The organism is Bacillus sp. FSL L8-0528, from assembly GCF_038593085.1.
Lineage (GTDB): Bacteria > Bacillota > Bacilli > Bacillales > Bacillaceae > Bacillus > Bacillus paralicheniformis.
The window spans coordinates 1,417,825-1,440,626 of sequence record NZ_CP151961.1; the positions used below are offsets into that span (position 1 = coordinate 1,417,825).

Annotated in this window: 26 protein-coding genes, 2 riboswitches and 1 other annotated feature; of the genes, 19 read left to right on the plus strand and 7 right to left on the minus strand. The window is 47.6% G+C overall.

Annotated features, from left to right (window positions below):
- The first annotated feature begins 10 nt into the window (after positions 1-10).
- From MHI30_RS07195 to MHI30_RS07205, 3 genes are read left to right on the plus strand one after another with little or no spacing between them, the layout of a single operon-like run.
- Positions 11-1,090, plus strand: a complete 1,080-nt coding sequence (locus MHI30_RS07195; RefSeq protein ID WP_075753189.1) for a dipeptide epimerase — start codon at positions 11-13, stop codon at positions 1,088-1,090.
- 14 nt (positions 1,091-1,104) lie between these two features.
- Positions 1,105-1,992, plus strand: coding sequence for a C40 family peptidase (locus tag MHI30_RS07200; RefSeq protein WP_075753187.1), 888 nt, complete (start codon positions 1,105-1,107; stop codon positions 1,990-1,992).
- A gap of 19 nt (positions 1,993-2,011) precedes the next feature.
- Positions 2,012-3,025, plus strand: coding sequence for an oligopeptide/dipeptide ABC transporter ATP-binding protein (locus MHI30_RS07205; RefSeq protein ID WP_075753185.1), 1,014 nt, complete (start codon positions 2,012-2,014; stop codon positions 3,023-3,025).
- 92 nt (positions 3,026-3,117) lie between these two features.
- Here the strand turns inward: MHI30_RS07205 and MHI30_RS07210 are convergent, their stop codons facing one another.
- Positions 3,118-4,005: a dimethylarginine dimethylaminohydrolase family protein gene (locus tag MHI30_RS07210; protein WP_075753468.1), complete on the minus strand. Its 888-nt coding sequence runs from the start codon at positions 4,003-4,005 to the stop codon at positions 3,118-3,120.
- Between the two features lie 191 nt (positions 4,006-4,196).
- Between MHI30_RS07210 and MHI30_RS07215 the strand changes: the two genes are divergently transcribed.
- The 13 genes from MHI30_RS07215 to MHI30_RS07275 all read left to right on the plus strand — a co-directional run bounded on the left by MHI30_RS07215 (position 4,197) and on the right by MHI30_RS07275 (position 14,492).
- The gene (locus MHI30_RS07215; RefSeq protein ID WP_023856769.1) at positions 4,197-4,715 is read left to right on the plus strand and encodes an acyl-CoA thioesterase; all 519 of its coding nucleotides are present in this window, start codon (positions 4,197-4,199) and stop codon (positions 4,713-4,715) included.
- Between the two features lie 117 nt (positions 4,716-4,832).
- On the plus strand, positions 4,833-5,567 hold the full coding sequence (locus tag MHI30_RS07220; protein ID WP_075753466.1) for a DUF421 domain-containing protein: 735 nt from the start codon (positions 4,833-4,835) through the stop codon (positions 5,565-5,567).
- A 209-nt stretch (positions 5,568-5,776) separates the two neighbouring features.
- Positions 5,777-7,084 (plus strand): pectate lyase, encoded by a 1,308-nt coding sequence (locus tag MHI30_RS07225; protein WP_075753183.1) that lies wholly within the window; start codon positions 5,777-5,779, stop codon positions 7,082-7,084.
- 117 nt (positions 7,085-7,201) lie between these two features.
- Entirely contained in the window at positions 7,202-7,534 is a 333-nt protein-coding gene (locus tag MHI30_RS07230; RefSeq protein ID WP_075753181.1) for a PadR family transcriptional regulator, read from the plus strand.
- A 4-nt stretch (positions 7,535-7,538) separates the two neighbouring features.
- Complete coding sequence (locus MHI30_RS07235) at positions 7,539-8,288, plus strand: DUF1129 domain-containing protein (RefSeq protein WP_075753179.1); 750 nt, start codon at positions 7,539-7,541, stop codon at positions 8,286-8,288.
- A 92-nt stretch (positions 8,289-8,380) separates the two neighbouring features.
- Positions 8,381-8,881, plus strand: coding sequence for a small multi-drug export protein (locus MHI30_RS07240; protein WP_075753177.1), 501 nt, complete (start codon positions 8,381-8,383; stop codon positions 8,879-8,881).
- A 4-nt stretch (positions 8,882-8,885) separates the two neighbouring features.
- A complete protein-coding gene (locus MHI30_RS07245) occupies positions 8,886-9,407 on the plus strand; it encodes a DinB family protein (RefSeq protein WP_075753175.1) in 522 nt (173 codons plus the stop codon).
- Between the two features lie 46 nt (positions 9,408-9,453).
- A riboswitch (guanidine-I (ykkC/yxkD leader) is annotated at positions 9,454-9,556 on the plus strand.
- Positions 9,557-9,615: 59 nt separating this feature from the next.
- The gene (locus tag MHI30_RS07250; protein WP_073425569.1) at positions 9,616-9,945 is read left to right on the plus strand and encodes a multidrug efflux SMR transporter; all 330 of its coding nucleotides are present in this window, start codon (positions 9,616-9,618) and stop codon (positions 9,943-9,945) included.
- A complete protein-coding gene (locus MHI30_RS07255; protein ID WP_075753173.1) occupies positions 9,945-10,259 on the plus strand; it encodes a multidrug efflux SMR transporter in 315 nt (104 codons plus the stop codon). The genes MHI30_RS07250 and MHI30_RS07255 overlap by 1 nt, the downstream gene beginning before the upstream one ends.
- 103 nt (positions 10,260-10,362) lie before the next feature.
- Positions 10,363-11,265, plus strand: coding sequence for a formyltetrahydrofolate deformylase (gene purU, locus MHI30_RS07260; RefSeq protein ID WP_075753171.1), 903 nt, complete (start codon positions 10,363-10,365; stop codon positions 11,263-11,265).
- Positions 11,266-11,320: 55 nt separating this feature from the next.
- Positions 11,321-11,539, plus strand: a binding site (T-box leader).
- Positions 11,540-11,599: 60 nt separating this feature from the next.
- Positions 11,600-12,697: a glutamate 5-kinase gene (gene proB, locus MHI30_RS07265; protein ID WP_075753464.1), complete on the plus strand. Its 1,098-nt coding sequence runs from the start codon at positions 11,600-11,602 to the stop codon at positions 12,695-12,697.
- A 12-nt stretch (positions 12,698-12,709) separates the two neighbouring features.
- Entirely contained in the window at positions 12,710-13,957 is a 1,248-nt protein-coding gene (locus MHI30_RS07270) for a glutamate-5-semialdehyde dehydrogenase (protein ID WP_075753169.1), read from the plus strand.
- Between the two features lie 109 nt (positions 13,958-14,066).
- On the plus strand, positions 14,067-14,492 hold the full coding sequence (locus MHI30_RS07275) for an organic hydroperoxide resistance protein (RefSeq protein ID WP_075753462.1): 426 nt from the start codon (positions 14,067-14,069) through the stop codon (positions 14,490-14,492).
- A gap of 40 nt (positions 14,493-14,532) precedes the next feature.
- On the opposite strand, the gene MHI30_RS07280 is transcribed toward MHI30_RS07275, so the two are convergent.
- Positions 14,533-14,985: a MarR family transcriptional regulator gene (locus tag MHI30_RS07280; protein ID WP_020451102.1), complete on the minus strand. Its 453-nt coding sequence runs from the start codon at positions 14,983-14,985 to the stop codon at positions 14,533-14,535.
- Positions 14,986-15,145: 160 nt separating this feature from the next.
- On the opposite strand from MHI30_RS07280, the gene MHI30_RS07285 reads away from it, so the two are divergent.
- Positions 15,146-15,559, plus strand: a complete 414-nt coding sequence (locus tag MHI30_RS07285) for an organic hydroperoxide resistance protein (RefSeq protein WP_075753167.1) — start codon at positions 15,146-15,148, stop codon at positions 15,557-15,559.
- 71 nt (positions 15,560-15,630) lie between these two features.
- Positions 15,631-16,293, plus strand: coding sequence for a hypothetical protein (locus MHI30_RS07290; protein ID WP_075753165.1), 663 nt, complete (start codon positions 15,631-15,633; stop codon positions 16,291-16,293).
- Between the two features lie 34 nt (positions 16,294-16,327).
- Here the strand turns inward: MHI30_RS07290 and MHI30_RS07295 are convergent, their stop codons facing one another.
- On the minus strand, positions 16,328-16,798 hold the full coding sequence (locus tag MHI30_RS07295) for a nucleoside deaminase (RefSeq protein WP_020451105.1): 471 nt from the start codon (positions 16,796-16,798) through the stop codon (positions 16,328-16,330).
- Positions 16,799-16,944: 146 nt separating this feature from the next.
- Here MHI30_RS07295 and MHI30_RS07300 point away from each other — a divergent pair, with 146 nt between their 5' ends.
- The gene (locus tag MHI30_RS07300) at positions 16,945-17,577 is read left to right on the plus strand and encodes a histidine phosphatase family protein (protein WP_075753163.1); all 633 of its coding nucleotides are present in this window, start codon (positions 16,945-16,947) and stop codon (positions 17,575-17,577) included.
- A 160-nt stretch (positions 17,578-17,737) separates the two neighbouring features.
- On the opposite strand, the gene MHI30_RS07305 is transcribed toward MHI30_RS07300, so the two are convergent.
- The 4 genes from MHI30_RS07305 to MHI30_RS07320 all read right to left on the minus strand — a co-directional run bounded on the left by MHI30_RS07305 (position 17,738) and on the right by MHI30_RS07320 (position 22,681).
- A complete protein-coding gene (locus tag MHI30_RS07305; protein WP_075753161.1) occupies positions 17,738-18,451 on the minus strand; it encodes a hypothetical protein in 714 nt (237 codons plus the stop codon).
- Positions 18,448-18,762, minus strand: coding sequence for a DUF5082 domain-containing protein (locus tag MHI30_RS07310; RefSeq protein WP_075753159.1), 315 nt, complete (start codon positions 18,760-18,762; stop codon positions 18,448-18,450). The genes MHI30_RS07305 and MHI30_RS07310 overlap by 4 nt, the downstream gene beginning before the upstream one ends.
- Before the next feature lie 207 nt (positions 18,763-18,969).
- Positions 18,970-21,258 (minus strand): 5-methyltetrahydropteroyltriglutamate--homocysteine S-methyltransferase, encoded by a 2,289-nt coding sequence (metE, locus tag MHI30_RS07315; RefSeq protein ID WP_075753157.1) that lies wholly within the window; start codon positions 21,256-21,258, stop codon positions 18,970-18,972.
- Positions 21,259-21,407: 149 nt separating this feature from the next.
- Positions 21,408-21,595, minus strand: a riboswitch (cobalamin riboswitch).
- Between the two features lie 132 nt (positions 21,596-21,727).
- Positions 21,728-22,681, minus strand: coding sequence for a S8 family peptidase (locus MHI30_RS07320; RefSeq protein WP_003181011.1), 954 nt, complete (start codon positions 22,679-22,681; stop codon positions 21,728-21,730).
- Between the last annotated feature and the right edge of the window lie 121 nt (positions 22,682-22,802).

Genomic DNA, 22,802 nt, shown 5'->3' on the forward strand with positions numbered 1-22,802 from the left:
GGAGGCTGCCATGAAGATTGCCGAAATGACGACAAACCGCATCGCCGTGCCGCTGAAAAAGCCGTTTAAAACGGCGCTTCGAACCGTCCGCACCGCGGAAGCTGTCATTGTCAAACTAACGGCTGAAAACGGGATGACAGGCTGGGGCGAAGCGCCTCCGACTGCCGTTATTACCGGTGAGACGCTTGACAGTATTGAGGGGGCAGTCAACACGATATTCGCACCGGCGCTCTCCGGGCGCAACTTGCGAATGGCGGAGGCGATATTTCATGACATCGACAAGCTGATTGTTGGAAATACAAGCGCAAAGGCCGCTGTAGAAACAGCCGTCTACGATTGTTTGGCTCAGCTTTGCGGTCTTCCCCTGTATCAATTGCTGGGCGGATACAGGCGGGAGATCGAGACGGATTTTACCGTCAGCGTCAATGACCCGGAAGAAATGGGGAAAGACGCGGCCCGTTATGTAAAAGAAGGGTTTCGTACGCTCAAAATTAAAGTAGGAAAAAACGACATGGCAACAGACCTCGAACGGATCAGGGAAATCCGCAAACAAGCGGGGTCCGCTGTCCGGATCCGCGTGGACGCCAATCAAGGCTGGACTGCGAAACAGGCTGTCAAAGCGATTCGGAAAATGGAGGATGAGGGGCTTTCGATCGAGCTTGTCGAACAGCCGGTCCACCGGTGCGATCTCGAAGGCTTGAAACAGGTGACAGATGCCGTCGATACGCCGATTATGGCGGACGAAAGCGTGTTTACCCCAAGGGATGCTTTTCACGTGCTGAAAACGAGAAGCGCCGATCTCATCAATATTAAACTGATGAAAGCGGGCGGCATCCGCCAGGCGCTGAAAATCAACGCCATGGCAGAAGCGTGCGGAGTGGAATGCATGGCCGGAAGCATGATCGAGACAAGGATCGGCATCACAGCAGCCGTCCACTTCGCAGCAAGCCAGAAAAATGTGACAAAATTCGATTTTGATGCGCCGCTCATGCTGAAGGAGGATATTGTTGAAGGCGGCATCCGCTATCATGGAGGAACGATCACGATACCGGATGCTCCCGGACTCGGTATCACGAAAGTCAACCATTGAGAGGGGGAAGACGAATGAGCCTTTATACGACAGCCGTCTCGGTCGCCAACGTCTGGACCAGTCCGGAAGCACCGCGCCGCATTGATCGGTTGATGCTGTCAAATCCCGTACATGTGAGAAGCTGGCTTGACGCATTGTCCTTCGATGAGCGTCTTGAGCTGTGTACGGCAAACCTTGTTCAAACACAGGTGCTTTTCGGAGAAGATGTGCAGCTTATAAAAGAGCGGGAAGACTGGGCTTTCGTCATCATTCCCGGGCAGCCGTCTGCAAAAGACGAACGCGGCTACCCGGGCTGGATACCAAAGGAATGCCTGGTCGAAAAAAGCCCGGCGAAGTCTGAGACAAGCGCCGTCATTCAAAAACCGACGGCTTTTCTATATGATGACAAGAAAATGAAAGTTCTTGAGCTGAGCTTTCTCACTAAGCTGCCCGTTTTGTCTTCGGACGGCATTTGGTTTGAGGTCGATACACCGCTCGGCCGCAGATGGCTGAAAAAAGAAGATGCGGATATCGAAACACCTGTAAAAGGCAGTGGAGACGACATCGTTCAAACCGGTGAGGCGTTTTTGAACCTGCCCTATCTTTGGGGAGGAATGAGCGGTTTTGGCTACGACTGCTCAGGATTTGTCTTCAATATGCTGAAGGCGAACGGCCGCTCAGCGCCGCGCGATGCCGGCGACCAGGCGAACGGCGGAAAAGAGGTGTCCTTCAGCAGCCCGAAGCGGGGCGATCTACTGTTTTTCGCATATGAAGAAGGCAAAGGGCGAGTTCACCATGTCGGCATTTACTGCGGAAACGGAGAGATGCTTCACTCTCCAAAAACGGGAAAATCGATTGAGGTCATACCTCTTAAAGGCACAATTTATGAAAAAGAGCTGTGTGCCATCAGGCGCTATTTTTAATTCAAACGGGGGGATTGGCATGCAAACGGGCGCTTTATTGAAAGTCAGCCGTCTGAAAATGCACTTTGACGCCGGAAGGGGCAAAACGGTCAAAGCGGTCGACGGCATTTCATTTGATATTAAAGAAGGAGAGACGTTCGGGCTCGTCGGAGAATCGGGCTGCGGCAAGTCGACTTCCGGAAGGGTGCTGATGCGCCTTTATCAGCCGACAGAGGGCGAGGTTACATATCGGGGGAAAAACATCCACAATTTGAGCGATGATGAATCATTCCAGTATAACCGGAAAATTCAAATGATTTTTCAAGACCCCTATGCTTCACTAAATCCGCGGCTAACGGTCAGGGAGATTATGACAGAGCCCATGGAAATCCACGGCCTGTACGGAGGGAAAAAGGCGCGTCTTGAAAAAGCGGACGAGCTCCTGGAAGCAGTCGGCCTGCACAAAAGCTTTGCCAATCGCTATCCCCATGAGTTCAGCGGCGGACAGAGGCAAAGAATCGGCATCGCCAGGGCGCTTGCGCTTGAGCCTGAATTTATCGTCGCTGATGAGCCGATATCCGCACTTGATGTCTCCGTCCAGGCGCAAGTCGTCAACCTTTTGAAAAAGCTGCAAAAGGAAAAAGGGCTCACGTTTTTATTTATCGCCCACGACCTTTCCATGGTGAAGCACATCAGCGACCGGATCGGCGTCATGTATCTCGGGCACATGGTCGAGATCACCGACAGCGGCCGGCTTTATCAAGAACCGCTGCATCCTTACACCCAGGCCCTTTTATCGGCTATCCCGATTCCCGATCCGGATGTGGAAGATAAGCGGAAACGAATCATACTGAAAGGCGAGCTGCCAAGTCCGATCGATCCGCCGAGCGGCTGCGTTTTCAGAACGAGGTGTCCCGCCGCGACGGACATTTGCGCCGCCAAAAAACCGCTCTTAAAAGAAGCCGATGACGGTCATTTTGTCGCCTGCCATCTGTATGACGGCGACGCGAGAAAAGAGGAGGACAGCCTGAAGGTGACGCTGCAGGCGAGGTGAATATAAAAAAAGGAGCCCTTTTTACAGGGCTCCTCAGTTTGCCGGCAGCTTTTCAGGATTCACTAAGCCGCTCATGCCAAATGAAACAAGGATCAGACGCCGCCTTCGTGACATCCAGTCGAAGTACGTTCAATCGGCAATGTACAGCATCTGAAAGATCCGCCGGATTTTATGATCTCGGATAAGTCGATTTCGATTACCGTATAGCCCCTTTCTCTGAGCTCCTGATTCACGTGGCGGTTATCCGGGAGGCTGATGACGGTTTTATTGCCGATAGACAAGACGTTTGTGCCGAGTCTGAACTGTTCATCATCCGTAATTTCGATCATGTCATAGCGTTTTTTCAAGACATCGTATTCTCCTTCTCCCAGGGCTTTTGGATAGACGAGCGCTTCTGTCGGCGAAAGAATGTTGAAGACGCAGTCCAAATGAAGGAAAGTCTCTTCAAACGGAACCGGTACGACTTCATAAGAGGGAAGCCTGCGCTTCAGCTCTTGGACGGCCGAAAACGTCGTTCTGTGGCTGATGCCGGCATATACGGTATTTTGGTCGACGAGGATGTCGCCGCCCTCGATTTGATAGCCTTCATTAAATGTGGCCCAGGCGATCTGTTCTTCTGCCAGCCATTCCTGGAGGACGTTTTCTTCGCCTTGGCGGATGTCGGCTGATAGCTGAGCGGAAAACACGGTGTCTCCGATCGTAAACCCGATATCGCGCGTGAAGACCTGTTCCGGAAATTGGCTTAAAGCAGGCAGAATCGCGACTTCAATCCCCCGGTTCTCCAATTCTTTTATCAATGTTTCATGCTGGCGGACGGCCAGCGCTTTATCGATATTATCTTTTTGGAAATACTTTTGTGTTTCGTTGATCACTTCGGCGATCTCCATATACTCCGGTCTGCATAATACCACTTTTTTTAAGACATCGTATTCGCTTGCACAGCCCGCGCCGCGGTTTTCTTTCGAGATTGCTGAGTCCATTTTCATTCCCCCGTCCTCTCTTTAGTCATTTCATTATTCCCTTGCTGCAACGGAAAATAAACATTTTAGCCAGAAAATCTGACAAGTCACCCGGATAAAAAAGTTTAGACAAATGAATTCTAATAGTGTTTAATAAAGAAAAAATCCACTTTACAAACGCATCTTAGTAGACATCAAAGGAGTAATGGATGATGAATGGACCTGAGAAAAGATACTGCAAAGAATCAAAAGTTGTCAAAACAAGCAGGGTGTTTCCGCTTGATACGAACAACCACAACACCTTGTTCGGCGGCAAGCTGATGAGCTATATCGACGATATCGCCTCGATTTCGGCAGCGAGACACTCGAGGTGTGAAACCGTGACGGCTTCCATGGATTCCGTCGATTTTCTCGAACCGATCCGCCAGGAAGATTCCGTCTGCCTTGAATCTTATGTGACATGGGTTGGCAGAACATCGATGGAGGTATTCGTCAAAGTCATTAAAGAGCATTTGCTGACAGGCGAACGAAAGCTTGCGGCGACTTCTTTTTTAACCTTCGTTGCGCTTGATCAAGACGGCAACCCTCAAGCCGTTCCTCAAGTTGTACCGCAGTCTGAAGAAGAAATCATGCTGCACCAGACCGCCCGTCAGCGTGCCGAAGAACGGAAAAACCACCGCAAACACAGCAAAGCGCTGGCTCAGGCGCTGGCTGTGGACAAACCTTGGTAAATATACGATCAAACCCCGGCTCAGGTATCAGTTGCCGGGGTTTTGCTGTGTAATGAATACACAAACCAATATCTGTTCAAAATAAATGACAAAAAACGGAAAGAAGTTTTGGGTGAAATGCTTGAATTTGTATGGACTTTTTTAGCCAAGCCAGCTTTAGTGTTCTCTATAGCCTATATTCTTTTTCGAATCGCAGGGAAGAAAGCCGTTTCGCAAATGACGAACTTCGATCTTTTGCTGACATTTGCGATCGGAACGATCATCAGCGAACCGATTCTTACTTCTAAAATTTCAATGTCCATTTATTATGCACTTACTTTTCTGATCTTCTATTTGTTGATTGAAAAGCTGTCATTACACAATAAATGGCGATGGTTTCTTGTCGTCAGCCCGACTGTGCTGATTCGAAACGGCAATATTGATGAAGGGGGATTAAAAAGAGAGCGGCTGACCGTCAATGAACTGCTCGGCAAATTGCGCGAAAAAGGCTATGCCGACCCGAAAGATATCGACATCGCCCTGATTGAAGAATCGGGCCAGATCAGCGTGATTCCCAAATCGGAAGCGAGGCCTGTGCAGCCGCGGGACCTCAGCTTGGAGACGAAGCGGAATTTCGTGCCGATTCCGCTCATTTTAGACGGCGAAATCATCGAACACAATTTAAAATACTTGAAAAAAACGAAAGAATGGCTGTTTCAAAAATTAGAGGATCAAGGGATTGAGCAAGCGAGGGTGCCAACCATTACACTCGGCACCCTGAACGAAAAAAATGAAATTATGATTGATACGGAAGATCCCGGCAGCCCGTTAACCGATGATCCCTATCTTTATAAACCGGGGCAAGACCATTAATTTTCGCCGAATAGGCGATTTTTTTATTTTGTGTTATTTCAGAAAAATATTAAGAGTCTGTTCTTTTCTTCGCCTGTAAAATGAAACAGGGCATATGTCATAAAAGTTGAAAATGGTGTCACAAAAAATAGGAGGAAAATATGTTGTTTTCTGTATTTTTATAGCATATATTAGTTTTTGTGAAAAAATTTTGATGGTAGGTGCAATTGATGAAAAGGTTTTTTAATGTAATGATTTTGGGTGCCCTGCTGCTGCTCGGCACTTCTGTGCCAATCGAAGCGGCAGACTACGGACGCGACGTTCTCGGCTCAAAAGACGGCTGGGGCGCTTACGGAAAAGGAACGACCGGAGGTGCTGACGCTTCTTCCGATCAGGTATATACGGTCGAAAACCGCAAGCAGCTTGTTGAGGCGTTAGGGGGAGACAACAAAAAGAACGGCGAAAATGATACGCCGAAGATCATCTATGTGAAGGGAACAATCAATCTTAGTGTTGATGATGACAACAATCCTTTAGGCTATGAAGATTATAAAGACCCTGAATACTCGATCGAAGCGTATCTCAAAGCTTATGATCCGAAGAAATGGGGGGAAAAGGAGCCGTCAGGAAAGCTTGAAGAGGCAAGGCTCCGCTCCAAAGACAATCAGAGGGAAAGGGTATTGATCAGAGTCGGTTCGAACACGACGATTATCGGACTCGGAGATGATGCGAAAATTACCGGTGGAGGCTTTTATGTCAAAAACGCGGAAAACGTTATTATTCGTAATATCGAATTCGAAAACGCGTACGATTTCTTTCCTGGCTGGGATCCGACCGACGGAAGCAGCGGAAACTGGAATTCAGAATATGACAACATTTTGATTGAAACGTCCAAATACATTTGGATCGACCACTGCTCATTCAATGACGGAGATCAGCCTGATGAACTGACTGAAACATATTTCGACCGCGAATTCCAGCATCATGACGGACTGCTGGATATCAAAAAACAGTCGGATTTTATTACGGTATCCTACAGCATATTTTCAGGACATGCTAAAAACACGATTATCGGATCAAGCGACAGCTACAAAGCAGACAACGGTCATTTAAGGGTGACATTCCACCATAACCTCTACGAAAATATTAAAGAGCGGGCTCCGCGCGTCCGCTACGGAAAAGTGCACATTTACAACAACTATTTTAAAAGCACGAAAGACAGCTACAATTATTCATGGGGTGTAGGCTATTCTTCAAAAATTTATGCTGAGGACAACTACTTCGACCTGCCGGAAGGAACGAAGCCTCAAAAACTGATGAAGGTCTTTAAAGGTGACGCTTTATATGAAAAAGATACGCTCGTAAACGACCAAAAAAGCGTCGCAAAAATTGACGTTGTCAGCACATACAACGAAGCAAACAATGCGTCTGTCAAAAAATCGGCCGGCTGGAAGCCGACGCTGTTTGAAAAAATCGACGATGCAGAAGATGTGCCGGCAATCGTTGAAGCGCAGGCAGGCGCAGGAAAACTGAAGTAACACACGCAAAGCGGACATGGGATGTCCGCTTTTTTTGTTCAGGTATCTTGTAATGCAAAATAGTGTATGTTATGATTCTTGTATCTTGTATTGCAAGATACATAAAAGAGGTGGCTTATGAGTTCAACGCAAATGCTGAAAGGGATTTTAGAAGGATGTCTGCTTGCCGTCATATCCGAAGGGGAGATATACGGCTATGAAATGACAAAGGTGCTTGCGGGATACGGTTTTTCGGATATCAGCGAAGGAAGCATCTATCCGATTCTCCTCCGCATGCAAAAGGAAAAATGGGTGGAGACCGAACTAAAACGGTCGGCGAGCGGCCCGAAGAGAAAATATTACAGACTTACACCCCTTGGCGAAGCGGAGCTTCAATCGTTCATCGGGCGTTGGAAAGCATTATCCGGGAACGTCAATGCGCTGCTCGAAAAAAAACTGAAGGAGAAGTGAAATCGTGATTTCAAAGGACATGCAAAACGTATTGGACGACATGAGATTGTATTTAATGTCTGTAGGAAAAAGCGACAAAGAAATTGAGGGGATCATGAATGAGCTGACTGTTCATGCCTTGGAAGGGGAAAAGGAAGGAAAAACCGTCCGGCAAATTTTTGGGGATTCTCCCAAGTCATATGTTCAAGCGCTGTCAAAAGAGCTTTCATCAAGGCCGGGGGAGATCGCCAAGTTGTTCTTTGCCATTTTGATCGGCGCGATATCCTATTTTATATTCAGTGACGCGGTGAACGACAGCCTCAATTATTCGGTCTATGTACTGGCAGGCTATCCGCTTTATATTTTGCTGGCAGCGGCTATGTTACCGCTGTTGGGCCGCGTTTCAGCGTTTAAAGGGAAGAAAACGGCCTTCATGTATACGATGATGTACACCGCTTTGACGTTTTTTCCGATTTTGGCGATTATTTTTATTGATCGGCAATTCGGGACGCCTGTTCTTTCGTTTGACGGGGGAAGCCGCTGGCTGATTATGGCTCTGTCGTTTCTCGTGATCGTCATTTTGTCTTTCAGGTTGAAAGCTGCAGCCTTGTCCATATTGCCGCTGTTTTTAGCCGGAACGCATTTTTTGTTTCAGTATATGAAGTGGGATTCAGCCGGAGCCATGATGGCAGAAACTTATATTCCCTATATCGGGCTGTTGCTCGTCATGTTCATTGAGACAAAGCGTGCCAAAAATACGGCTCAATATGAATGAAATACGGAAGAGCATTATATTTTTTAAGGTAAAGACTCTTGCCTTTTGGCGATCACAACGTTTATGATCAGAGCATGAAAGGTGGCCGATATATGGATATGATGTGGGGCTATGTACTCGTCTTTATTTTGGCTGCGATTCCGTGGTTTGAAGTGATCGGTGTCGTGCCGCTAGCGATCATTGCCGGGCTTAAACCGGTTCCGTCCGCTATTATCGCACTATTCGGAAATCTATTAACCTTACTGCTGCTTATTTTTTTAATTGACAAAGTGAAGGCGTGGCTTGAAAGAAGACGCGGGGACCGGGGAACGGAGACCGACAAGCTCTCAAAAAGGAAAAGCAGGGCGAAAAAAATATGGCTGACCTACGGCATCCCGGGCCTTTCTTTCGTCGGACCTTTCTTTATCGGCTCCCACTTAACCGCGTTTATGTGCATGGGCTTCGGGGCCAAGCGCAGGCAAACGGCGCTCTGGATGACGGGGAGTCTCACGGTATGGACAGCGGTGTCGGCTGTCGCTGCCTACTATGGTTTCAGTTTCCTCGCTCCTGAAAATGAAGGGCTGCTGAAAAATATCTTTAAACAGGAGGAGTGAAGACATGCAGTTTTTGAAGGATTTATCTCCAGTTGAAGAGATGGCGCCGACAGTCGGGGTGCTTTTTTCGGCGGTCAATGAAAACATCGAACGGCTGAAATCAATCGTCTCCGGCATCAGCCGGGAGGAGCTGGAATATAAGGGGGAGCATGGCGACAAAAACAGCATCGCCCAGCTGATCTATCATTTAATCAATGTCGATATTCGCTGGGTATACAGGCTGAAGGGAAGAGAATTTCCAAAAGAGCTGGAAGAGAAATACGGGCCGATGACAGATGAAAACGGACGTTTGCCGGAGGTAAAAGGCTTACCCTTATCCGTGTTAATCGAGTGGTATGATGAGGTGCTGAAGATGTTGAAACGCACCGTTAAAGGCTTTTCGGAAACAGACTTGCTGAAGAAGGTTCCGTATGAGGGAGGATTTGCGACGATCCGCTGGGGAATCTGGCATATGTCTGATCATAACCGCTATCACCAGGCGCATATCCAGGCCTGCTTAGGGGAGTACCGCAAGCAAAACAGTTGATTTTTTCGAATGATTTGGTATGATGCTAATTAGCAAACTTCATAGCGTTAAAGTTTTCTAGGGTTCCGCACATTCGGATGTGGTCTGGTCCGAGAGAAAACACATATGATTTGTTCATATGCACACGGAGGGATAAAAGCCCGGGAGTATCGTTTTCATCGATAACCCGGGTTTTTTCTTTTGCTGAAAATGAATTGGAGGGATTTTGATGAGATGGGGCAGTGTCATACTTGCAGCCTTGTTTGAAATTGGCTGGGTCATGGGGCTGAAACACGCTGATTCGGCTCTTGAATGGATCGGCACGGCGGCGGCCGTCGTGATGAGCTTTTATATACTGGTGAAGGCGGGAGAGAAGCTGCCGGTCGGAACCGTATATGCCGTATTTACCGGACTCGGTACGGCGGGAACGGTCGTCTGTGAAATCGTCTTGTTTCATGAGCCGGCAAATATCGCCAAGCTTGCCTTGATCGGTGTTTTGCTATGCGGCGTGATCGGCTTGAAGCTTGTAACAAATGAAGAGAAAGGGGAGGCGTCATAATGGAATGGATCTGCCTAATCGCCGCCGGCTTGCTGGAAATGCTCGGCGTGACGATGATGAACCAGTTTCATAAAGACAAGCGAATGAGATGGATCTTATTGTTGATCATCGGTTTTGCCGCTTCGTTTTTCTTGCTTTCCCTTGCGATGGAGACGCTGCCGATGGGGACGGCGTATGCAGTTTGGACAGGGATCGGAACGGTTGGAGGTGCGCTTGTCGGCATCCTGTTTTACGGAGAGCCGAAAGACGGAAAACGCATCTTTTTCATCGCGCTCATTTTGGGATCTGCCGTCGGTCTGAAACTCATTAGCTAGAGTCTGGTTGATGCAAATGGTCGTCCGTAAATTGATTTTTCAATAAACTCCAGTATAATGAAAAGATAGTTTACGAATTACAAGCAAAGAGGGTTTTACGAAAATGAATGCATATATGAAACAGCAGTTATCGCAATATCAGGAAATCAATAACGATAAGGCCCGCCTTCTGGTCAGCTGTCCGGATCAACCTGGAATCGTCGCCGCCGTATCTTCATTTTTATTTGAAAACGGCGCGAATATTATTGAATCGAGCCAGTATACGACAGACCCCGAAGGAGGCCGGTTCTTTCTGAGGATTGAGTTTGAAGCCGAAGGCATCCGCGAAAAGATCGAACAGATGAAAGCGACATTCGCCGCTGTGGCGGAGTCCTTCCAAATGACGTGGAGCATGAATTTGGCGAGCGAGCTGAAACGCGTCGCTATCTTCGTTTCAAAAGAGCTTCACTGCCTGCATGAACTGCTATGGGAATGGCAGAGCGGCAATTTGATGGCGGAAATTGCCGCGGTTATCAGCAATCATGAAGAGGCAAGAGAAACCGTTGAATCGTTGAATATCCCGTTCCTTTATATGAAAGCGAACAAAGACATCCGTGAGGAAGTGGAAAAACAGCAGCTGAAATGGCTTGAAGAGTACCGTGCGGATGTCATCGTTCTCGCCCGCTACATGCAGATTTTAACGCCTGATTTTGTCTCGGCTCATCCGAACAAAATCATTAATATTCACCACTCATTCCTGCCGGCTTTTATCGGAGCGAATCCGTATAAACGGGCATATGAAAGAGGCGTTAAACTGATCGGGGCAACATCGCATTATGTGACAAACGAATTGGATGAAGGACCGATCATCGAACAGGATATCGAACGGGTCGACCACAGAGACAATGTGGAAGCATTGAAAAACATCGGCCGCACGATTGAGAGAAGCGTTTTGGCAAGAGCGGTCAAATGGCACTTGGAAGACCGGATTATCGTGCATGGAAACAAGACGATCGTCTTTAATTAAATTGTTTGATCTCCCTCTTGACAGAGGCGTTTTTCCTAGGCATAATTATAAAAAATCACGAGCGTTGAAGAGGGCCAGTAAGCAGTTCTTTCTGTGAAAGAGAGTGAAATGGCATGCTGAAACATTTCACCACATGAAACCTGCTGAACCTGCCTCGGAGTCTCAGGGGGAAAACCTGGGCGCATACCCTGGCGTTAAAGGGGAAAGAGGAGTGCGCTTTTTTCTCGCGCATTCAATGAAGGTGGTACCGCGGAAAGCTCTTTTCGTCCTTTTTATTTGGACGAAAAGGGCTTTTTTTGTTGGCTTCTGCCAGATCATCTCGGAGGGAAAAAACGTGAAAAAACAACGGATTGTCATTAAAATCGGAAGCAGTTCATTAACCAATTCGAAAGGCAGCATCGATGAGGAGAAGATCAATGACCATGTTCGGGCGATAGCCGCTCTGAAAAAAGAAGGCCACGAAGTCATCTTTATTTCGTCCGGCGCTGTCGCTGCGGGATTTTTACAGCTCGGCTATCCCGCGAGGCCTGTGACGCTAAAGGGAAAACAGGCTGCAGCGGCCGTCGGCCAAAGCCTGTTAATGCAGACATACATCGAGCATTTTGCAGAATGTGATATCAAGCCTGCGCAAATTTTATTGACGAGAAACGATTTTGCCAAACGGGAACGGTATCGAAATGCATATGCAACCATAATGGAACTGATTGGACGGGGGCTTGTCCCGATTATTAATGAAAATGATTCGGTATCTGTTGAAGAATTGACGTTTGGGGACAATGACATGCTATCCGCCTTGGTGAGCGGACTGATTCATGCCGACAAACTCATCATTTTAACGGATATTAACGGCCTCTATGATTCGAATCCGAATGAACATCCTGATGCCCGCCGTTTTGAATACATTCCCGAAATTACGGACGAACTTTTGGGCTTCGCCGCATCCGCCGGTTCAAAAGTCGGGACGGGCGGAATGAAGTCGAAGCTTTTGGCGGCAAAAACCGCTCTTTCACTTGGCGTCAATGTTTTCATAGGCGCCGGAGAGGGAGATGATAAGCTGATTCAGATTTTAAAAGGAAACGGGGACGGCACCTATATCGGCCAATCCGATCTGTCTTCCGTCAACAATCATAGACAGTGGATCGCTTTTCATTCTCCTGTCTCAGGGAAGATTACCATTGATGAGGGGGCTGAGCTGGCGATTACCGAAAATGGCGGCAGCTTGCTGCCGGCCGGCGTAACAGCAATATCCGGGGATTTTCCGAAAGGGGCGGTTGTCGAAGTTTACGGACCGAACGGCTTGGCCGGAAAAGGCCAAACGCTGTATTCCGCAGCAGAACTTGAAGAGGTGAAAGGGAAACGAAGCGATGAGTTCCATCATGAAGAAGGGATAGAAGTCATCCATCGAAATGATTGGGTAAGTATTAAAGAATAAGGGGATGAAAAAATGAGCGAAGTGATTGAAAAAGCAAAAAAGGCTAAAGCCGCAAAAGAAGAACTGGTTCATCAGCCGACTGAAAAGAAAAATGAGGCGCTTTCCTTCATCGCCGAGGCGCTCCGCTTTAAGCAAGATGAGATATTGGCAGAAAACGAGAAAGATATCGCTCGCGGCAAAGAAAAAGGCGTTTCACCTGCGCTGCTTGACCGCCTTGCCTTAACGCCGGAGAGGCTGAATGATATGGCAGACGCCGTCATGCTGCTCATCAAGCTTGAAGATCCTGTGGGGGAAACGCTTGAAACGATCCGCAAAGACAACGGGCTTTTCATTGAAAATGTCAGGGTGCCGCTCGGAGTCGTCGGTATGATCTACGAGGCCCGGCCGAATGTAACGGTCGACGCTGCGACCCTCTGTTTGAAAACGGGAAATGCCGTCATCCTGCGGGGCAGTTCATCAGCCATCAACAGCAATCAAGCGCTCGTCCGCGTGATCAGAGAAGCGCTCGAACAATCTGCGCTTCCGCAGGATGCCGTTCAGCTCATTGAAGATACAAGCAGGGAAGCGGCAAAACAGCTGTTCACTTTAAACGACGGCTTGGATGTGCTGATTCCTCGAGGAGGGAAAGACCTCATTGATATGGTGGTACGGGAATCCACAGTGCCTGTCCTTGAAACAGGCGCGGGAAACTGTCACATATTCATTGATGAATCGGCTCGGTCCGACATGGCCGAGCAGGTTGTAATCAATGCCAAAACGCAGCGTCCTTCTGTCTGTAATGCGATTGAAACGGTGCTCATCCATAAAGACTGGGCGGAAGAGCATACGACAGCGCTGCTTCAAAAGCTTGAAGAAGCAGGTGTTGAAATCAGGGGAGACGAAGCCGTATGCGCGATGCTGCCATCTGCGGTTCCTGCTCGCGAGACCGACTGGGAAACCGAGTTTCTTTCGCCGGTTGTCAGCATCAAAACTGTCGCCGGAATCGAAGAAGCCATCCGGCACATCAGGCAGTACGGCACGCGTCATTCGGAAGCGATTCTGACTGAAAATCAGGAAAACGCCCGGTTTTTCTTAACGTCTGTTGACGCTGCAGCGGTTTACCACAATGCTTCCACGCGTTTTACGGACGGCTTTGAATTCGGCTACGGCGCCGAAATCGGCATCAGCACGCAAAAGCTTCACGCAAGGGGGCCGATGGGCCTTAAAGCGCTGACTTCTTCTAAATATATCATTAAAGGAAACGGGCAAATCCGGATATGAAAGTGAAACATCCTGTCTTGACATGCAGACAGGATGTTTTTTTGTTGCGTTATCGTATTTAATTTTATAAAATTAAATTGTGCACAATCGAAATGAAAGGAGACGATCAATCATGAAACCGCTATTTACCTCGCAAGCTACTGCCAAAGGCGGCAGAGACGGACAAGTCACCTCATCTGACCGCGTCCTTGAGCTGGAGCTGGCCATGCCGGGAACGCCAAAAGCCAAAAAGAACGAAAATGCCACCAATCCGGAGCAGCTGTTTGCCGCCGGATATGCGGCATGCTTTGACAGTGCATTGCAATTGACCGCCCAAAAAGCGCGTCTTCGAATGGAGACAGAGGTGACGGCTAACGTCAGCCTTCTGAAAGATGAAGCAGATGGAGGCTATAAGCTCAGTGTCACGCTGCAAGTAAAAGGAACCGGTGTTGAACAGCCGGAGCTCGAAAAACTCGTTCATCAAGCTCATACCGTTTGTCCGTATTCAAAAGCGATTTCCGGAAATGTTGATGTCAGCCTTGAAGTGATTTCTTAAAAAAGAGCGCCTTCGATATGAAGGCGCCTTTTTGCTGTCTTTACAACGCATCTGTTTTTTTCGTCAATGAAGCCAGAAGGGATTCAAGCGTTTGTTTCAAGTTCTTCAGTTCGCCAGCCGACAGATCGGTCTGGGCGATCATGTGTTGCGGAATGCTGCTCGCTTTTTCCTGAAGTGCCTGGCCGCCTGCTGTCAGTCTGACGACCACAGACCGTTCATCTTCAGGTGACCGCTCCCTTGTTAAAAGCCCGTGCTGCTCCATCCTCTTCAGCATCGGCGTCAGTGTGCCGGAATCGAGATAAAGGAGCTTGCCCATTGTTTTGACGTTTAATTCCCCGTGTTCCCATAATAAAAGGAGTGCGAGGTACTGCGGATACGTAATATTGAGTTTATCAAGCAGCGGCTTGTAAAGCTTCGTCATTTCACGCGAACTGGCATAAAGGAGAAAACAAAGCTGTCTGTCAAGCCTCATATGTTCAAATTCGTTTGTCATCGTTTCACCAACTCTTTTTTATGTTCCTTTTTATTGTATAAGATTTTTCGTTCTTTTCCCATTGCTCTGCAAAAAATCCGAAAAAACAAAAACGGATGTTTAAAAAACTCATTTTGTGAAATATAAAGAGTAGAGGAAAAAAACGTAAGGAGGAATCAGGATGACTGCAATATTTACAGCAAAAGTCACGGCAAAAGGCGGAAGATCAGGACATGTCAAATCAGATGACGGGGTTTTGGACCACAACATTGTCATGCCAAATGAAAAAAAAGAAGGCGAATCAGGGACAAATCCTGAACAGCTCTTTGCGGCGGGATACGCGGCATGCTTCGGCGGCGCATTAGAGCATGTTGCAAAACAAAAAGGCATTGACATCGATTCTGAGGTCGAGGGCCATGTGAGCTTGCTGAAGGATGAGAGTGACGGCGGTTTTAAAATCGGCGTCAAGCTGATCGTTACCTCAGGCGGGGTAGACAAAGAAAAAGCGAAAGAGCTGGTCGAAGCCGCTCATGACTTTTGCCCTTATTCAAAAGCGACGAGAGGAAATATCGACGTCAGCCTTGAAGTAAAATAAACAAACGGGAAAGATGAAAACGAGAAAGCAAACAAAGCTTGTTTGCTTTCTTTTTTAGAAAGGAGCAGCAAATGGCATATCTTAAAAAAGCGCTTGTATTCGCCGTGCTCTCTGCCGCCTTCGTCCTTGCAGGATGCGGAACCGGAGCGAAGGAGAACAACGGAAATCAACCCTCGGCTGATACGGCCAAACAGAAAGCGCCTGATTTGAAAACATATTCTCTTGACAAAAATATCCGGTCTGAAGAAGATTTTGATTTGATAGGCAAGTATGTTCATGCCGAAGACGACCAAATCACGCTTGAAATAAAGGATAAGGAACTGATTGTCCCGAAAAGCAGCCGTTTTCACAGCGAAGACGACCATGATGACTTAATCGGGAAGCTTGTGAAGGTAGAGGTGGACGGAAAAACGCAAGAAGCGGAAGAAGCCGAGCTCATGCCGCAGTCAAAAGCCGACCAAAACGGCGTATATGAACAGGAGAAAGACGGCAGCCGAAAAATCATTGCCGCGTTTGTCAGCGAATCGGAGCAAAACATTACAATCAAAACAAAAGCAGGGGAAAAAACTTATCAGAAAACAGCCGATTTTGAGAGGGATGTCGCCGAAGCACCTGAAAAACTGAAAGGGAAAATCGTCAGGCTTGAAATTGAAAAGGATGGAAAGGCGGAAAGCCTTGACTTGGAATCTGAAGATCAAAAGCTTGAATGGTATGAGACGTCAGCTTCAAAATAAAGAAAGCTTCCTTCACCAGGAAGCTTTCTTTATTTTAATATTCCACTTTTTGATCGGTCGTTTCCCACGTGAGAAAGGGCTCAAGCTTTGCTTGAAGGTCCATTTTATAAAAAGGAATTGTCCGTTCGCTTTGCGTTTTTGTGATTTCTTCATAAATAAAAGAATCGTCAAAACCGGCCGATGCGGCATCTGAATGCTGAGCGGCGAAGTAAACTTCCTTTGGTCTCGCCCAGTAGATGGCTCCCAGGCACATTGGACACGGTTCGCAGCTTGTATAAAGAATGCAGTCGTTCAGCTGATAATCTCCAAGTGCTTCACAGGCGAGCCGAATAGCCGTTACCTCAGCATGCGCGGTCGGATCATTGCTTGTTGTGACATTGTTTTTTCCCTCGGCAATAATTTGGCCGTCTTTGACAATCACAGCGCCAAAAGGTCCGCCCGTGCCGCTTTTCACGCTCTCCACCGCAAGGTCGATTGCGCGCTGCAAAAATGTTTCATGATTCATTTCTGTATCCTCCTTGGTTGTCTTGCCTTCTTATTATAGCTGATGAATCTTGTAAAATAAACGCGCATCAGAATATTCAGTATGTTTGATTTCGAACGGACCATCGCATACAATGAATGCTAGAATGATGAACGGAGGATGATGTTTTGCTTACATTGTATATTGCAAGACACGGTCAGACGGAATGGAATATTGAAAAAAGAATGCAAGGCTGGGAAGACTCCAATTTAACGGCTTTGGGGCTGGCAAATGCAAACGCCCTCGGCGAACGGCTGAAAGCTGTTCAATTCCAAGCCGCATATTCCAGTCCAAGCGGCCGGGCTGTTGATTCTGCGCGGGCTATGCTGCAGAACCGCAGTGTTCCCTTTATAACAGACGACAGATTAAAAGAAATCTCGATCGGCCGCTGGGAAGGAAAAACGTATGATGAGATCAAACAAAGCGATCCTGACTTGCTGGAAGCGTATTTTAATGCGCCTGAAACATACATGCCTGATGAAGGGGAGAGCTTTTACGATTTTGAAAGACGGGTCAGCCGGGTGTATGAATTCATTCTCCACCGCCATCGGGAAGGCAATGTCCTCATTGTCAGCCATTCCGTGTTTATTTTGGTGCTTTTGAATCTGTTAAAAAAGAGGCCGGTCAGTGAACTATGGAACTCGAGCTATGTTCATGACACAGCTCTTGCAGTTGTAACAGTTTCTGATGATGGAAGGGTCACAATCGAAAGAGAAGGAGACGGGGAACATAGAGTAGAAGCAAAGAATGCCACCTGGTAGGCATGCCAAAAAGCCTGATTTCAACAATCAGGCTTTTAGCGTGTCGACAAACCCTTGTAGGCCTGCAAAGGCGGTGCTCACAGGATCGGCGGCAAACCATCCAGGCGTCCTACCTGACCGCCGCTGTCATCATATCCTGTGAAAGTCCGCTCCGAGCCTCTTAGCCGGAATACATTTTGGCACTGAAGCTGTGGAGCGTGGCAGCGGAAATCGTTTTGTTTTTTGAAAGACAAACGGTTTTGATATCTGCCGCATCTGCTTCCGCTTTTTTTCCGAAAAGGAAGACCGTAAGAGAAAGCGGGCCTTTTGCGATTTGCTGATACGCCAGAAGGCAAAGGTTGTCGGCGATTGTGCGGCTGATCATGCGGCGTGCTGACCACAGCTGCTGCTGTCCTTCTCTATCTAACTGAATATATGCTGCGGCTCGTTTTTTCGTAAAGAGTCCTGACAGACCGTTTTGTTTTATCTGCTTCATGAGAGCGAGCGGTTCAGACAGCGGCGGCGCGGTCAGTCTGTAACTGTCAGGGGAACATTTGGCCGCGGCCAAAAAAGACATGATCGGCAGGTAGCCTGCCAGACGCCCGCCGCTCTGGAAGAGCTTCTCTGCAAGCATTTGATCGGTCTTTTTCATGCGGATTTCTGTAAAGTGCAGAAGATGCTGCAAATCATCGAGCGTGTGTAAAAATCCATTGAGTTCATGTTCCATTTCGGATTGCGCCTGATCGATCCCGTAGGTCCTTGCTGTTTTCACGCTGGAGAAAAGAACATGAAAATGGCGGTTCAAAAGGTTTATTAAATCGCTGATTCGCTGGTGGGAATAGCGAAATTGGCGGGCGAGCGCGTGCAGATCATTGATGTTCAGCCGGATCGTCATGTCAGCTCCTCGGCTTTCAGCTGAAGCCGCTCAATTTCTTCGGACGCCTGCTCCTTAATGGCCCTCAGCCTGTCATACACGCGCGATTCCGCCCGGTCAAGATCGTCCAAAAGTGCGTCATACATTTCGCGCGCCTGTCCGCGCCATCCGTTGATATACATTTGGTGTGCTTTTAAAATGGAAGAAATTTCCTGCCTCAGCTCGTCAATGGCGGCAGTCACTTCTTTTACGTATAGCTGAAGAGAGTGAATGTCTTCCTGATATATTTTTCGTTTGATTTTTCGTTCTAACGCTATTCCATCGTCAATCACTACATATTTTCCTTCCCTTCCATCATCTACTACAAATATGTTAAAAGAAAAGGATACGGAAGGAAATCGTACGAATGAATCAAAAGTCTTAATGATTTTTGGGCGGACATACCTTATATAACGGTTCTTTCGGCCTAAAAAGGGCTGAGGACATGAAAAGAGCCGCCCGTGTGAACAGGCGGCGTTTGTGTTGGATTTATTGTGGAATTAAACAGTCTGAGCGAGTTTGCCTCTTGCTTGTTTGGCTGCTTCAACCATATGTTTAAGCGCTGCGATCGTTTCTTCAGGCTGTCTCGTTTTTAAACCGCAGTCAGGGTTTACCCAGAAGCGGTCAGCCGGGCAGACTTTCAGCGCATCTTCTATAATCGTGAGCATTTCATCGCTGGAAGGGACGCGGGGACTGTGAATATCATAGACGCCAAGCCCGAGTCCTTTCAGGTAAGGATGCTGTTCCAGATAATCAAGGAATCCGCCGTGGCTTCTGCTGTGCTCGATCGTAATGACGTCTGCGTCAAGATCTTCGATCGTGTCTACAATATCTTCAAAGTTGCTGTAGCACATATGCGTATGGATTTGCGTCGTATCTTCTACTGATGAAGTGGACAGTCTGAACGCTTCGGCAGCCCATTTAAGGTACTCGTCCCAATCCCGTTCTTTAAGCGGCAGGCCTTCTCTCAAGGCGGGTTCATCGACCTGGATGATTTGAATGCCTGCTTTTTCGAGCGCTTCAACCTCTTTGCGGAGAGCTTGGGCGATTTGGAAGGCAATCTCTTTTCTCGGCAGATCATAGCGGGCAAAGGACCAGTTTAAAATCGTAACAGGACCTGTCAGCATGCCCTTGACTTTCTTCGAGGTCAAGGATTGGGCGTAAACTGTTTCTTTTACCGTCATCGGCTCTTTAAACTCGACATCTCCGTAGATAACCGGCGGACGGACACAGCGGGAACCGTATGACTGAACCCAGGCGTATTTGGTAAAGGCGAATCCTCCGAGCTTTTCACCGAAATATTCAACCATGTCTGTCCGTTCGAATTCTCCGTGAACGAGAACGTCAAGTCCGAGCTCTTCCTGAATATCAATCCATTTCTTTGTTTCTTCCTGAATAAATGCTTCATACTGCTCGTCAGACCATTCTTTTTTCCGCCATTTTTGCCGCGCACTCCGCACTTCCGCCGTCTGCGGAAAGCTGCCGATCGTTGTTGTCGGCAATAGAGGAAGTCCGAGAGATTCATTTTGGATCCGCAGTCTTTCTTCAAAAGCAGTCGGACGTTTAAAGTCTTCCTCGGTCAGCTTGTCTCTTTCTTCGGCAAAGGCCGAATTTGTCGCTGCACCGTATCGTTTGAGAGCTTGAAGATGTCCGTGAGCTTCATCGATTTCCGCTTGGATGGCCGCTTTTCCGGAAACAAGCCCGTTCTTCAGCAGTGTAAGCTCCAGAAGCTTTTCTTTTGCAAAAGATAAACCGTTCAAAAGATCATCGGCAAGATGCTCGTCCGGGTGTTTTGCGACAGGGACGTGAAGCAGGCTGTTTGAAGGCTGAATCCAGACTTCGTCAACACCGGCACTCCGGATCAGCTCAATCGTCAGGTCAAGGCGTTCTTCGAGATTGGCTTTCCAAATGTTGCGCCCGTCTAAAATACCGGCGGCAAGGACTTTGTCTTTAGGGAAACCGTGCGCTTTTAAATGCTCGAAGTTTTTCCCTTTATCATGAACAAAATCAAGACCAATCCCGGCGACAGGAAACGATATCAGCTCTTCATAAGCGTCAACCGAATCAAAATAGGTTTGCAGAAGGATATTCAGTCCAGGGACTTCCTCTGTCATCGTCTGATAGATTTCTTTGACTGCAGCCGCTTCTTCATGTGAAGCCGTCACTAGAGCGGGCTCGTCGATTTGCACCCATTTGCCGCCTTCCTGCTCAAGCTCTTTCAGAACTTGGATGTAAAGAGGCGTCATTTGGTTATAAATATCTTTGATATCTTGTTGTTCATAGCCTTTTGCAAGGGCTACGAAAGTGTAAAGGCCGAGTATGACGGGCTTCGTTTCTGTTCCCAATGCTGCTTTTGCTCTTTTGTAATCTTCAAGCGGTTTGTTTCTCGTCACGCGGTATTGTGCGCCTTTTTCAAATTCAGGCACAATATAATGGTAGTTTGTGTTAAACCATTTTGTCATTTCACACGATACAGCATCTTTCGTGCCTCTCGCCATTGCGAAATAAGTATCTAACGGATCATGTACATCCTTGAATCTTTTTGGAATCCAGTTGAACATCACCGCCGTGTCAAGAACGTGGTCGTACAAGGTAAAGTCGGAAACCGGTATGATATCGATTTGCTGATCAAGCTGAGTCTGGAGGGCTGCTAAAAATTGTTCGTCCATTTCTTTTAAAAAGGTCTCACGGTCTGTGTTTCCTTTCCAATAAGCCTCAAGCGATTTTTTCCATTCTCTGTTCAAGCCGATTCTTGGAAATCCCAAGCTGCTCGTTTTTACATTTGTCATTCTGGTCTCCTCCTTTTAATGTTCAATAAAAAAAGACACTCACACTTCGGACAATGAGAAGGTGAATGCCTGAAAACAGCATTTTTGCGAACGAGAAATAAACGTAGCGATTGTTACGTCAACTCGAACACCTCCTATCGACCGTAGGTTGATGGTGCGTCAGAACAGGCAGGTCTCCTGGCTCATGAATCGACGGTTATTTCCCCCTTCCCGTATAGAAACAGTGGGTTTTATGAAATAACCTCCTCATTCACAGTGGCGGGACCGCGTCGGATTTTCACCAAACTTCCCTTTTAAAATCTAACCTCGTTAGATTACCATGTTCCCGGCGATGAAATTGTTTAGTAGATTATATACCGTCACGATCTTTTAGTCAAAATAATTTTTGAATTCTTGCAATTAAAAAGATTCGGCCTTATCGACGGACATGAAAAAGGCCGCCGACATTGTCGGCAGCCTCCTTAGGCTGTTAAAGGGAAAGAAGTTTTGCTTCGCCGGCTTTTTCTGCCAGTACCTCTGGCGCCGACAAATATAAGAATCCGTTGCCGATCAGCGCTTTTGAGTAATCAAGAGGAAGCGTGCGGCGGATTAACTGAGCATACAGTTCCGGTTCTGTCAGTTTCCGTTTAAACGCCTCTTCTTCAGCTGACTTAATGAGAGCGAGCGCGCCGCTGACGTGCGGTGTAGCCATCGATGTTCCCGTCAGCTTTCCGTATTGATGATCTGGCAATGTAGAGAGGATTTCTTCTCCAGGTGCAACGAGGTCAATTTCTTTGTTCGCATTTGAGAATTCGGAAGACTCCCGCGTCAATGACACGGACCCGACAGCGATGACTTCGTTGTATGCAGCAGGGTATGAGTACTCCTCTGTACGGTCATTGCCGTCGCCTTCGTTTCCGGCGGCGCAGACGACGAGCACTCCGCTTTTCACTGCGTTTGTCACCGCTTCTTTCAATTCCGGAACGTCGGCAGGTCCGCCGAGCGACATTGAAATGATATCGGCTTTTTGTTCGACGGCGTAGTTGATCCCGTTGATGATCCATTCATAATCCCCGCTGCCGTCTTCACCGCCGAGCACCTTGACGATTAATAGGTTCGCTTCGGGTGCCACGCCGGAGATGCCGCCGTTTTGATCGTTTGCGGCAATCGTACCCGCCACATGGGTGCCATGTCCATTATAATCATGAAATTGATCTTCTTTTCCGTTGTCATCATCAGTAAAGTTTCTGCCTCCGATGATTCGGTCTGCCAAATCGGGATGGGTTGCGTCACAGCCTGTATCAAGCACTGCGACAGTGATATCTTTTCCTTTAAAACCTTGTGACCACAGCTCCGGTGCCTTAATCGCATCGATTCCTTCCGGCAATTCATTCACGTCCATCAGCTTTGTGTCAGTGACATAAGGAATTAATCGCATTTGCATTTCAAAGCCCTCCCTGTTATATGCTGCTTTAGATGGGTTACAAGGTGCGTGATTTTATTGTAAAACATTCGCTTTGTTAAAAAAAGGTTCATTTGTATGAATTTTATGAAAAGTTAAAAAA

Excerpts from the sequence above, each read along its gene's own strand:
- MHI30_RS07215 (WP_023856769.1), top strand. The coding sequence starts at position 4,197 with ATGAATGGACCTGAGAAAAGATACTGCAAAGAATCAAAAGTTGTCAAA.
- MHI30_RS07220 (WP_075753466.1), top strand. The coding sequence starts at position 4,833 with ATGCTTGAATTTGTATGGACTTTTTTAGCCAAGCCAGCTTTAGTGTTC.
- MHI30_RS07245 (WP_075753175.1), top strand. The coding sequence starts at position 8,886 with ATGCAGTTTTTGAAGGATTTATCTCCAGTTGAAGAGATGGCGCCGACA.
- MHI30_RS07240 (WP_075753177.1), top strand. The coding sequence starts at position 8,381 with ATGGATATGATGTGGGGCTATGTACTCGTCTTTATTTTGGCTGCGATT.
- purU (WP_075753171.1), top strand. The coding sequence starts at position 10,363 with ATGAATGCATATATGAAACAGCAGTTATCGCAATATCAGGAAATCAAT.
- MHI30_RS07270 (WP_075753169.1), top strand. The coding sequence starts at position 12,710 with ATGAGCGAAGTGATTGAAAAAGCAAAAAAGGCTAAAGCCGCAAAAGAA.
- MHI30_RS07225 (WP_075753183.1), top strand. The coding sequence starts at position 5,777 with ATGAAAAGGTTTTTTAATGTAATGATTTTGGGTGCCCTGCTGCTGCTC.
- MHI30_RS07295 (WP_020451105.1), bottom strand. The coding sequence starts at position 16,798 with ATGAATCATGAAACATTTTTGCAGCGCGCAATCGACCTTGCGGTGGAG.
- MHI30_RS07320 (WP_003181011.1), bottom strand. The coding sequence starts at position 22,681 with ATGCAAATGCGATTAATTCCTTATGTCACTGACACAAAGCTGATGGAC.
- MHI30_RS07280 (WP_020451102.1), bottom strand. The coding sequence starts at position 14,985 with ATGACAAACGAATTTGAACATATGAGGCTTGACAGACAGCTTTGTTTT.
- MHI30_RS07230 (WP_075753181.1), top strand. The coding sequence starts at position 7,202 with ATGAGTTCAACGCAAATGCTGAAAGGGATTTTAGAAGGATGTCTGCTT.
- MHI30_RS07305 (WP_075753161.1), bottom strand. The coding sequence starts at position 18,451 with ATGACGATCCGGCTGAACATCAATGATCTGCACGCGCTCGCCCGCCAA.
- MHI30_RS07195 (WP_075753189.1), top strand. The coding sequence starts at position 11 with ATGAAGATTGCCGAAATGACGACAAACCGCATCGCCGTGCCGCTGAAA.
- MHI30_RS07285 (WP_075753167.1), top strand. The coding sequence starts at position 15,146 with ATGACTGCAATATTTACAGCAAAAGTCACGGCAAAAGGCGGAAGATCA.
- MHI30_RS07250 (WP_073425569.1), top strand. The coding sequence starts at position 9,616 with ATGAGATGGGGCAGTGTCATACTTGCAGCCTTGTTTGAAATTGGCTGG.
- MHI30_RS07200 (WP_075753187.1), top strand. The coding sequence starts at position 1,105 with ATGAGCCTTTATACGACAGCCGTCTCGGTCGCCAACGTCTGGACCAGT.
- MHI30_RS07290 (WP_075753165.1), top strand. The coding sequence starts at position 15,631 with ATGGCATATCTTAAAAAAGCGCTTGTATTCGCCGTGCTCTCTGCCGCC.
- MHI30_RS07255 (WP_075753173.1), top strand. The coding sequence starts at position 9,945 with ATGGAATGGATCTGCCTAATCGCCGCCGGCTTGCTGGAAATGCTCGGC.
- MHI30_RS07205 (WP_075753185.1), top strand. The coding sequence starts at position 2,012 with ATGCAAACGGGCGCTTTATTGAAAGTCAGCCGTCTGAAAATGCACTTT.
- MHI30_RS07210 (WP_075753468.1), bottom strand. The coding sequence starts at position 4,005 with ATGGACTCAGCAATCTCGAAAGAAAACCGCGGCGCGGGCTGTGCAAGC.
- metE (WP_075753157.1), bottom strand. The coding sequence starts at position 21,258 with ATGACAAATGTAAAAACGAGCAGCTTGGGATTTCCAAGAATCGGCTTG.